Below are 11,241 nucleotides of genomic sequence, written 5' to 3' on the forward strand. Positions count from 1 at the left end.
AATCGTTTTGAAATCATCTTGTAACATAAAATCCTTTTCTTTGCAAAAAAGTGATTTTATGGTAACAAGAAATAGAAAAAAAGAAAAGCCTTATTTGGAAAGAGACATCAGTTGGATGTACTTTAACCGCAGAATTCTGCAAGAAGCCACCCGTAATCATGTGCCCTTGCTGGAACGGATGGCCTTTCTTGGCATCTATTCCAACAACCTGGATGAGTTCTTCCGGGTAAGAGTAGCTTCCCAAAGCCGTATTGCCGAGTGCATGGACAAATCGGCTGCCAAGGAACAGGAGAAAGCTAAAAAGCTACTAAAGCAGATTGGAAAACTAAATGCACGCTATGTAAAAGATTACGAAGAAGCCGTAAGCACGGTTACGCAGGAACTGAAAAAGGAAAATATCTACCTCGTATCCGATTCAGAAGTCACGCCCGAACAGCTGCAGTTTATCCAGTCTTTCTACAAAGAGAAACTGAACGGATTCATTGTGCCGGTATGGTTCTCAGCCATCAAGCTGCTGGACTGTGAAAACGATGAAAATATTTACCTGGCTGTAAAGGTGAGCAAAAGTGGTAGCAAACCCTCCCCTGACTATGCCTTTCTGGAACTTCCGGTCAATATCTGCGGGCGTTTCGTACAGCTGCCCGACCATGAGAACAAGAGTTACCTGATGTATCTGGACGATGTCATCCGCTGCTGCCTCCCGTTGGTTTTCGAAGGACTGGGTTACGACAAGTTTGAAGCTTATGCCTTCAAGTTTACCCGCGATGCGGAAATGGAAATCGACAACGACCTGCGTACGGGTACCCTTCAGAAAATCTCCAAAGGCGTAAAGAGCCGTAAAAGAGGCGAACCGCTCCGTGTAATTTATGATAACAACATGCCGAAAGACCTGTTGAAAAGGGTGTTGAAAAAACTCGACCTCGACAGTCTGGATACGGTAATTGAAAGCGGACGCTATCAGAACCACAAGGATTTGATGAAATTCCCGGATTGTGGACACAGCAACCTGAAATATCCGAAATGGCCGCCTATCCTGAAAAAGGAACTCGACGGTCCGGAAAGCTTGTTGAAAAAAATCCAGCAGAAAGACCGTTTCATCCACGTGCCTTACCATAGCTTCGACTCGTTTATCCGGGTGTTGCAGGAAGCAGCTGTGAGCAAACAGGTCACAAGCATCAAAATCACACTCTACCGTCTGGCCAAGGAATCGAAGGTGGTAAAAGCACTTATCGGAGCAGCCCGCAACGGCAAGAAGGTGACCGTGGTTATCGAACTGCTGGCCCGCTTTGACGAGGCTTCCAACATCAACTGGTCGAAGAAGATGCAAGATGCAGGTATTAAAGTGATTTTCGGGGTGGAAGGCTTAAAAGTGCACTCCAAGATTACGCACATCGGCATGAAGTCAGGGCCGGATATCGCTTGCATCAGCACGGGTAACTTCCACGAAGGAAATGCCCGGATGTACACCGACTGTATGTTGATGACGGCTTACCCGAAACTGGTAAAGGATGTCAATCAGGTATTCGAGTTCATCGAACGTCCTTACACACCAATCAAGTTCAAAGAACTTCTCGTTTCACCCAACGAAATGAAGAACAAGTTCATTACTCTTATCAACAACGAAATCAAGAACAAGAAAGCTGGAAAACCGGCCTACATCAAGATAAAAATCAACCACATTACCGACCCGATTATGGTCAACAAACTGTATGAGGCTTCCGAAGCAGGCGTAGACATCGACCTGGTGGTACGTGGCAACTGTTCCTTGATTACCAACATTCCGAACCTGAGCACCAACATCCGGATTCACGGTATCATCGACCGCTACTTGGAACATTCACGTATCTTCATCTTCGCCAACGGAGGAGACGAAAAGATATTCCTGGGTTCTGCCGACTGGATGCCGCGTAACCTCGACCACCGTATCGAAGTCATCACCCCCGTGTATGACCCGGCCATCAAGGGCGAAATGAAACGGATTGTGGAATACGGCCTGAAAGATACCTTGCAGGGACGTGTGGTAGACGGATTGGGTGATAATTTGTTCTGGAGCGAAGAAGGACAGGAAACTCCTTTCCGCTCACAGGAGGCACTCTACAATTACTACTTGGCCGAAAATTCCGAAGAATAACTTAAATACTATTATTATGGACAATCTCATAAAAAATTGCGAAACTTATTATGGAGCCATTGATATCGGTTCCAATGCGGTGAGGTTACTCATCAAGTGTGTAGAGGAAGACGAGCAGGGCAAGGCTTTCTTCTCGAAAGTACTCCTGCTTCGTGTCCCCCTTCGTCTGGGATTCGATGTGTTTGCCATGGGCAAGATTGCCGAGAAAAAGGAAAAGAACATGCTGCGCCTGATGAAGGTGTTCCGCCATCTGATGAAAATCTACGACGTGGAAGACTATCGCGCTTGCGCTACTTCTGCCATGCGGGATGCCAAGAACGGAAAGTCTATCATCAAACGGATTGAAAAGAAAACGGGTATTCGTATCGAAATCATCGACGGACAGGAAGAGGCCCGGATGATTTACAACAACCACATTGAATGTATGGAAGACCGGAATGGAAACTACATGTATGTGGATGTAGGGGGTGGCAGTACGGAAATCAACTTGCTTTCGCAGGGCACACTGGTGTGCAGCCGCTCGTACAACATCGGTACGGTCCGTATCCTGAACAATGCCGTGAAAGATACGGAATGGGAACGGTTGAAGACCGACATGCAGGAACTGGCTGCTTCCTATCCCGGCACGAACATCATCGGTTCGGGTGGAAACATCAACAAATTGTATCGCCTGGCCGACAAGAAGGACAAGAAAAAGCAACGGATAACGGTGGAAACCTTGCACCAGTTGCATGAGGAACTGAAAAAACTCTCCATCGAAGAACGTATGGAAAAATACCAGCTGAAACCCGACCGGGCGGATGTCATCGTACCGGCAGGAGATATTTTCCTAACCATTGCCGACCTCATCCATGCTACATATATCTATGTACCTGTCATCGGTCTAGCAGACGGCATCATCGATGGTTTGTATGCCAGCCATCTGGAAGAAACAAACCGAATCTTTAAGGATACGACAGTGGAGAAGAAGCCAGAAACTCCATCCGAAGAAGTGCAAGAATAACATATCTCACCCACAAATCATAAAAACGGCCCTGCAGGAAATTCACCTGTAGGGCCGCTTTGTTATCCACAGCTTGTGAACAGCCTGTGAATAAGCTGTTATTTCACAAGAACATGTTCTATTTCAAGAATATACATCTTATGAAATCCTCCATGTCCTTCTCCATACCAACGGTTTATCAACAACTTATCCACAAAGTTATCAGCCTCTATGAAATCGGCGTACAGCTTCTTGCACTCCAGTACTAGGCGAGCCTGTTCATAAGCAATGTTTCCATTTTCCGTCACATACGGTTTCAGGCCAGAAGCAGCTACTTTATCAATATCCCTACCCGATTGGCTTCCGCAAATCTTATGGATATCCCGATGTGCTTCTCCCAGGAATGACAGGGTCAGCTTATCGCCTTTTTCTATAAATTCATAGGTGTAACGTTCGGGGCGGATAAAAATAAATGCCACCGGTTTTCCCCACAAGATGCCGGTACCTCCCCAGCTGGCTGTCATCATGTTAAACTTCTCAGGTGTGCCGGCAGTTACCAGCATCCACTCCTTGCCAATGGCATCAAACATATTGTCCTTCAATTCGGACACACTGATTTCTCTCATAATCTGTTCGCTTTAAATTTCCACAAAGCTAAGAAATTCCCGCTCCCGTTTTCGTTTTTTAAACTGAATTTAAATAGCATCCTAAAAAATATCTTTTTTCATTTCGGGCTTTTAAAGTATCTTTGCAGGAAATATCATGAACTAAATTAAAGAAAGGACTGAACCGTGGCAAAAGATACAGAGGTGGTACTAACCCCGATGATGAAACAATATTTTGACTTAAAGGCCAAACACCCGGATGCCATCATGCTTTTCCGGTGCGGAGACTTTTATGAAACTTATTCCGAAGATGCCGTGGCAGCAGCCGAGATTCTGGGAATCACCTTAACCAAACGTGCCAACGGACAAAGCAAGACGGTGGAGATGGCTGGATTTCCTCACCATGCCCTCGATACATACTTGCCCAAACTGATCCGTGCGGGACGAAGAGTGGCCATCTGCGACCAGTTGGAAGATCCGAAAACCACCAAAAAACTCGTCAAACGTGGGATTACGGAACTGGTGACTCCAGGTGTAGCCATCAACGACAATGTGTTGTCGTACAAAGAAAACAACTTCCTGGCTGCTGTTCATTTTGGCAAAACAGCCTGCGGTATCGCCTTTCTCGACATATCCACCGGTGAATTCCTCACTTCCGAAGGACCCACTGACTACATCGACAAGCTGTTGAATAACTTTGCCCCGAAGGAGGTGCTTTTTGAACGAGGCAAGAAGCCCATGTTCGAAGGCAACTTCGGCAACAAGTTCTTCACGTTCGAACTGGAAGACTGGGTGTTCAATGAGACTTCTGCCCTGGAAAAATTACTGAAGCACTTTGAAACCAAAAACCTCAAAGGTTTCGGAGTGGAAAATCTGCACAATGGCATCATTGCTTCCGGAGCCATTCTTCAGTACCTCGACATGACCCAGCATTACCAGATTGGACACATCACATCGCTCTCCCGTATCGAAGAAGACCGCTACGTGCGACTGGATAAATTCACCGTACGCAGTCTGGAACTGATTGACAGCATGAACGAAGGGGGAACTTCCCTACTGGACATCATCGACCATACCATCAGTCCGATGGGAGCCAGAATGCTGAAACGCTGGATTGTCTTCCCTCTAAAAGATATCAAACCCATCAACGAACGGTTGGATGTGGTGGAATTCTTTTTCAAGGAACCGGATTTCAAGGATTTCATCGAAGAGAAGCTGCACCAGATAGGCGATCTGGAACGACTCAGTTCAAAAGCAGCCGTAGGACGTATTTCACCTCGTGAGGTAGTACAGCTGAAAATAGCCCTTCAGGCCATTGAACCAATTAAAAATGCGTGCCTGAATGCCGACAATCCCAGTCTGCGCCGCATTGGTGAGCAACTGAATCTCTGTGCTTCCATCCGCGACAAGATAGCCAAGGAAATAAACAACGACCCTCCCCTGCTGGTCAACAAAGGCGGAGTGATTGCCGACGGTGTCAACGCGGAACTGGATGAACTGCGAAAGATTGCGTATTCCGGCAAAGACTACCTCCTGCAAATCCAGCAACGGGAAAGTGAGCTGACGGGTATTCCAAGCTTGAAAATCGCTTACAACAACGTATTCGGCTACTATATCGAGGTACGCAATACGCACAAAGACAAGGTACCTGCCGAATGGATACGCAAGCAGACCCTGGTCAACGCCGAACGTTACATCACGCAGGAACTCAAAGAATACGAAGAGAAAATTCTGGGAGCGGAAGACAAGATTCTCATCCTGGAAACACGATTATATAACGAACTGGTCGCTGAACTGGCGGAATTTATTCCGGCCATCCAGATTAATGCCACACAGATAGCCCGACTGGACTGTCTGCTGTCGTTTGCCAACGTGGCCCGTGCCAACAAGTACATCCGTCCGAATGTGGTGGATGACGATGTACTCGACATTCGTCAGGGACGACACCCGGTGATTGAAAAACAGCTTCCTCCAGGAGAAAAATACATTGCCAACGATGTGTACCTCGATACAGAAGAGCAACAGATTATCATCATTACGGGACCGAACATGGCCGGTAAGTCTGCCTTGCTCCGCCAGACTGCCTTGATTACCCTCATGGCCCAAATCGGTTGCTTCGTGCCGGCCGAGAGTGCCCACATCGGACTGGTGGACAAGATTTTCACCCGTGTGGGAGCCAGCGACAATATTTCCGTGGGCGAATCTACTTTCATGGTCGAGATGAACGAGGCAGCCAATATCCTGAACAACATTTCGCCGCGAAGTCTGGTACTTTTCGACGAATTAGGTAGAGGAACTTCCACCTACGACGGTATTTCCATCGCCTGGGCCATCGTAGAACACATCCATGAGCATAAGAAAGCCCGGGCCCGTACGTTGTTTGCCACCCACTACCACGAACTGAACGACATGGAAAGTCAGTTCAAACGTATCAAAAACTACAACGTGTCGGTCAAGGAAGTGGACAACAAGGTAATTTTCCTCCGCAAGCTGGAACGCGGCGGCAGTGCGCACTCTTTTGGTATCCATGTGGCCAAAATGGCGGGTATGCCGAAATCCATCGTGAAACGTGCCGATGAAATCCTGCATCAGCTGGAAGCAGAAAACCGGCAGGAAGGAATTTCCGCAAAACCGCAACCAACCAAGCAGGCTTCTTCCGACGGCATACAATTGAGTTTCTTCCAGTTGGACGACCCCGTACTGTGTCAGATTCGCGATGAAATCCTGAACTTGGACGTGAATAACCTCACTCCGCTGGAGGCACTGAACAAACTGAATGACATCAAAAAAATAGTAAAAGGAAGATAAACCGTAACGCCTATGTCAACCATTATTTATCCGGCCCCTATTTTCGGCCCTATCCACAGCCGCCGTCTGGGTATATCGCTCGGCATTAACCTGCTGCCCGCCGACGGCAAATTCTGTACGTTCGACTGCATTTATTGCGAATGCGGATACAACAAAGACTTTCGTCCGAAACAGAAAGTACAAACCCGTGAAGCCGTACGCGAAGCACTCGAAAAACGCCTGGCCGACATGAAAGAAAACGGTCCCTCTCCGGATGTGTTGACTTTTGCCGGCAATGGAGAACCGACCGCCAATCCGTATTTTCCGGAAATCATCGACGACACCCTGGCTTTGCGCGACAAGTATTTCCCGAATGCTAAAGTCAGTGTACTGAGCAACTCTACCTTTATCCACAACCCAAAGGTTTTTGCTGCCCTGAACAAAGTGGACAACAACATTCTGAAACTGGATACAGTAGACCCGGACTATATACAAACCCTCGACCGCCCGACCGGAAACTATCAGGTGGAAAACATCATTGAAGGAATGAAAGCTTTTAATGGCAACCTGATTATCCAGACGATTTTCCTGAAAGGTACTACCGACGAAGGAAAAGATGTGGACAATACCACTGATAAATATGTATTGCCCTGGCTGGAAGCCGTCAAGCAGATTCGTCCTCGTCAGGTAATGGTTTATACCATCGACCGAGAAACGCCCGACCAGAAACTCCAGAAAGCGACTCATGAAGAACTGGACCGTATTGTCCGGCTCGTAAAAGAAGCGGGCATCGACGCCAGTGCTTCTTACTAATCAAAGTGCATCTTATAAAAAATAACAGCGTGTACGCCTGCTTGAAAAGCATTTGTACACGCTGTCCGTTTATTCATCTATACGTCCTCTTTTTCTTATTTCATAAAGGCTGGCACCGGCAAGTGCATACCTGCAATTGTCAATCCGTTCTCACGGGCGTACTGCAAATAATATTTACGACTCTTAATGGCTCCTTTCTTGTCCATATCATACTGTGCACAGATTTCAGGATGGATAACCTGTAAGGCCGCTCCATGGAACAAGTCCCCTATCACCAACAACTTTCCTGCCTGAAACACGGTATGTCCAGGGGTATGCCCCACTCCGTTCATGGCTACTACATTTCCTGGAAGTGTATCTCCGAATGCAAAGAGATGCAAGTGATTCTTGTAGGCTTTCATGGTTTTCTCTACTTGTGCTTTCTGTTCCGTCGGCATCTTCATCCATGCATCGTATTCCACCTGGGAAGCATAGACTTCTGCACGCGGAAAAACCACACTGTCGTTTTTCATCATACCACCGATGTGATCTCCATGAAAATGGGTTATGAACAAGTAGTTGATATCCTCCGGACTGATGTGCAAAGCCTTCAATCCTTCAAGCAATTGACTGTCGGGTGTGCCCATTCCGGTATCGAAAAGCATGCGTACGCCGTCTTTTTCCACCAAGAATGTGCTGATAGAAGCGGGTACCCCATTCTGTAACGAAAGACTGTCTATCAGTGCGTCGCTGGCATCCGGAAACAAGGTGCGAGGCATCAAACGTGCCTGGGCGTTGTCACGAATCCAGGTCACCTTCATTCCATCCAATGTAAGAGTAGCCAACATACTGTCTTTCTGCATCTGAATCTGGCTAGATGCTACGTTTGTGCTGTCTGTGTTCATCTCGCTTTCTGTCTTTTGTTTGGATTGTCCACCGCAACCCACAAATAACAATGCCGCCATCATTACAGCGACACAACTCCATTTTCTGTTTTTCATCGCTATCTCGTTTTTACGTACAACCCACATCTTGGTTCTCCACAAAAATACGAAAATATCTTTTAGTTGTATCCCTAAATGCCACAGAATACACAGAAATTTTCCATAAAAAACAGCGTGTACGCTGCTTTTATTTTAGCTTGTACACGCTGTTTTCCTATTATACAAAAATTCAGGGCTTTTCGGTCATGATTTTCTGATAGTCTGCATAAGCAGCTTTATACTCTTCCAATTTCCCTTTAGGTACCACGATAGAAGTAAGATCGTCTACAAAAGGCAGAGAGGAATCTTCCACTTCAGGAGCTTTTCTACTTTTAAACACAATCTTTTCCACAGGATAATTCGTTCTCAGTCCATAACCTCCGATTTTTTTCACATTCTCCGGCAGAATGATTTGTGTTAACTTGTTACATTCAATGAATACACCTTCTTGAACCTCAGCTATGCTTTGCGGAAGAATGATTCGTGTCAATGCCTCACAGCCTTCAAAAGCCGCACTTTCCACTACTCCCTCTGCCGATTTCATAGAACCGGCATAATTCACATTCGCCAACTTAGTACAACCGTAAAAAGCCTGCCAACCTATCTTTTGTATATTATTCGGCAGAGTAATTGACTTCAACGATACTACTTCCCGAAAGGCTTCCGGTCCAATCTCTTCCACACTTACAGGAAGTACCACATTTTCCAATTGGGTCTTCAAAAAAGCTTGCGAGCCTATTTTCTTCAGGGAAACGGGAAATGCTACCTTGTTCACTCCGGTTTCACGAAATGCATTTGAACCGATTTCTTCTACCGCAGTGTGAGAAAGATTTACTTTCGTCAACGACACACAATCTTCAAACGCATGTTTCTCGATTACCTTCAAGGAAGACGGAAAAGACACAGAAGCCAATTTCTTGCTTCTGGCAAATGCTTGTACTCCGATAGACTCCAACCCTTCATTGAGTACCAAAGATTCCACATTCGACTCCCAAAAGGCTTCTGGAGCGATGCTTTTCACTTCTGCCGGAATGATTACCTGCGACAATGTAGGATCTTTGATTCCTTTGAGTACTCCATTTTCGATTAAAAACGGACTTCCTTCAGGCTGCTCTTCTCTCTTTTCTATTTCCTTTGCTGCTTCCTGACGGTTCACTACTATCTTAAAAGATTGTTTTTTCCCAGCTGTCACTGTGCCTCCCTTGCTCCACCACTCATAATTAGCGGCATCCAAAGTTTCAAGTACCACAAACATCAGTTCTCTATACAGTGTTCTCACAAACCATTTCTGACGCTCCAGCACAAAAGTCGCCTTTCCATTTTTATCAGTCACTACCTCCCACAATGCTTTGGTAGTCTGTTTTTCTTTAAAAGCTTCGTAAGTAGTCTCATCGTACATCTCGACAATCGTATTTCCCAAAGGCTCTCCTTTCGGATTGCAAACCGTAATTTCGACTACAGAAGGATCGTTATTCACAGAAAGTTTCTCTTTTTTACAGCTAAGAAAAAGTACACACATACCTAATAAAGCTACGGACAAAATTTTCAACATGTTCATAGGGTTATATAAATTTGTAATAAAATGATTCTACCGACGTAGATTCCCAATGTACTCTCTTCTCTAAAAATGAACGGTGATTTTAATCATCTATTCCAAGCAAAAAATCTCATTGCTTGACAAGGTGCGGCAAAAGTACAACAAATAATGCATATATATCGAAGAAAAATTCAAAAACACTGGATTTTTTATAATTTATTCTCAATTTTCTTTCAGTATAAGAGAAAAGTAGAAAGCCTATTTAAGCTGCTGCATTTATCCATATTTCTCTCTCCTACTTTGTAGAATTGTACAAAATATCCACAAAAGAATGAGAAGAAATTACCCATCATTCCACCTATTAAATGGATAAGAAAATAAAGTTAATACTGATTATCAAACAATTAGTATAGTATATAAAGTTTGGCACCATAGTTGAACTACACTTATCGTAAACAAACTTACTTACTAACTATTTAAATTAAAAGCAATATGAAAAAGTTATTTGTAGCAGCAGCATTGGTAATGGGATTAGGAACTTCAGTAGTATTTGCCGAAAACCTGAACGCAAGTACAGACACTGTAACCGTAGTCAACGAATTCAAACCCATTGAGGTAAAAGATCTTCCTCAAGCTGTTCAGGATGCCATCACAAAAGATTATGCAGAATGGACCATCAAGGCAGCATATGTAGAAGAAACCGACGGTGTGAAAACTTATAAGGTGGTATTGGCCGACTTGGAAGAAAACACCGCTACGTTGATTTACAACGAAAAAGGCGAAGTACAGGAATAAGCACTAATTATGATTTGAGTTGAAAAGAAGGATGCCCCGTGACAAAATCTGTCACCAAGGCATCCTTCGTTCTTTTTATTTTAGTAGCATGACGATGCTGCCACACGTAATCAACACCGCTCCTATTATGACTCTCAAACTGACCGGCTCTTTTAAGAATAAGAAAGACAGACAAATGGTAATCACCACACTCAGTTTATCGATAGGAGCCACTCTTGACACATCGCCTGTCTGTAAAGCTTTAAAATAAAACAACCAGGACAATCCTGTGGCCACTCCCGACAAGATTAAAAAGAGCCAGGTATGTGTATCTACCTGCTTTATATTCACAACCTGCCGTTCAGAAAAGACAATTCCCCACGTAATCAATAGAATGATACTGGTCCGAATCGCCGTAGCCAAGTCTGAGTTGATATTCTTCACTCCTACTTTTGCAAAAATGGCTGTCAATGCCGCAAAGAAAGCCGACAATAGCGCATAATATTTCCACATACCCATTCTCCTTTCCGACCATCAGAAAAATACTCAAAATAAAAAAGCCCTGATTCCTTTCAGAATCAGAGCTTCATATTTCGCGGTGCGTACGGGACTCGACACACGCCTTCTTATCTTATTGATAGTCAATACTG

At 45.0% G+C, this 11,241-nt stretch carries 9 protein-coding genes; 5 read left to right on the plus strand and 4 right to left on the minus strand.

Annotated elements, in window-relative coordinates; all coding sequences use genetic code 11:
• The first annotated feature begins 58 nt into the window (after window positions 1-58).
• Complete coding sequence (locus RDP42_RS02355; RefSeq protein ID WP_308762364.1) at window positions 59-2,131, plus strand: RNA degradosome polyphosphate kinase; 2,073 nt, start codon at window positions 59-61, stop codon at window positions 2,129-2,131.
• Between the two features lie 16 nt (window positions 2,132-2,147).
• A complete protein-coding gene (locus RDP42_RS02360; RefSeq protein WP_308762365.1) occupies window positions 2,148-3,134 on the plus strand; it encodes a Ppx/GppA family phosphatase in 987 nt (328 codons plus the stop codon).
• A gap of 98 nt (window positions 3,135-3,232) precedes the next feature.
• Here the strand turns inward: RDP42_RS02360 and RDP42_RS02365 are convergent, their stop codons facing one another.
• Window positions 3,233-3,739 carry a flavin reductase family protein gene (locus tag RDP42_RS02365; RefSeq protein ID WP_308762366.1) on the minus strand — a complete coding sequence of 169 codons (507 nt, stop codon included), beginning with the start codon at window positions 3,737-3,739 and terminating at the stop codon, window positions 3,233-3,235.
• Between the two features lie 198 nt (window positions 3,740-3,937).
• Here RDP42_RS02365 and mutS point away from each other — a divergent pair, with 198 nt between their 5' ends.
• Window positions 3,938-6,526 carry a DNA mismatch repair protein MutS gene (mutS, locus tag RDP42_RS02370; protein ID WP_308762374.1) on the plus strand — a complete coding sequence of 863 codons (2,589 nt, stop codon included), beginning with the start codon at window positions 3,938-3,940 and terminating at the stop codon, window positions 6,524-6,526.
• Window positions 6,527-6,538: 12 nt separating this feature from the next.
• Window positions 6,539-7,318, plus strand: a complete 780-nt coding sequence (locus RDP42_RS02375) for a radical SAM protein (RefSeq protein ID WP_308762367.1) — start codon at window positions 6,539-6,541, stop codon at window positions 7,316-7,318.
• A gap of 95 nt (window positions 7,319-7,413) precedes the next feature.
• On the opposite strand, the gene RDP42_RS02380 is transcribed toward RDP42_RS02375, so the two are convergent.
• A complete protein-coding gene (locus RDP42_RS02380; protein WP_308762368.1) occupies window positions 7,414-8,298 on the minus strand; it encodes an MBL fold metallo-hydrolase in 885 nt (294 codons plus the stop codon).
• Between the two features lie 172 nt (window positions 8,299-8,470).
• Complete coding sequence (locus RDP42_RS02385) at window positions 8,471-9,757, minus strand: leucine-rich repeat domain-containing protein (RefSeq protein ID WP_308762369.1); 1,287 nt, start codon at window positions 9,755-9,757, stop codon at window positions 8,471-8,473.
• 552 nt (window positions 9,758-10,309) lie between these two features.
• Here RDP42_RS02385 and RDP42_RS02390 point away from each other — a divergent pair.
• Window positions 10,310-10,612, plus strand: a complete 303-nt coding sequence (locus RDP42_RS02390; protein WP_204477230.1) for a hypothetical protein — start codon at window positions 10,310-10,312, stop codon at window positions 10,610-10,612.
• Window positions 10,613-10,687: 75 nt separating this feature from the next.
• Here RDP42_RS02390 and RDP42_RS02395 read toward each other — a convergent pair whose 3' ends face one another.
• Window positions 10,688-11,104, minus strand: a complete 417-nt coding sequence (locus RDP42_RS02395) for an EamA family transporter (RefSeq protein ID WP_308762370.1) — start codon at window positions 11,102-11,104, stop codon at window positions 10,688-10,690.
• Between the last annotated feature and the right edge of the window lie 137 nt (window positions 11,105-11,241).

Source organism: uncultured Bacteroides sp. (assembly GCF_902472605.1).
Taxonomy (GTDB): domain Bacteria; phylum Bacteroidota; class Bacteroidia; order Bacteroidales; family Bacteroidaceae; genus Phocaeicola.